1 protein-coding gene is annotated in these 233 nt (G+C 40.3%); it reads right to left on the reverse strand.

Translation table 11 applies throughout. The annotated features are described in order from the left end of the window. The coding region (folK, locus tag ACY2RS_RS15965) for a 2-amino-4-hydroxy-6-hydroxymethyldihydropteridine diphosphokinase (protein WP_490099636.1) at positions 1-233 on the reverse strand (233 nt) is incomplete at both ends.

Below are 233 nucleotides of genomic sequence, written 5' to 3' on the forward strand. Positions count from 1 at the left end.
CTTTGGTAATCTCTAACAGCGCTTCTATGCTTTTTTGAAATATAGGATGTAGGGTGTCTGGCGCCACTTCGGCTAAGGGTTGCAGCACAAATTTTCGATGTTCCATTTCTGGATGAGGCACTTGTAGACGCTTTTTATCAATTATTTCATCGTTATAAAGCAATATATCTATATCCATTGAACGTGATGCATATCCATTGGTGTCGGGACGCTGTCTTCCTAACTTCTTTTCG

This window comes from Patiriisocius sp. 208BN25-11 (assembly GCF_058147145.1).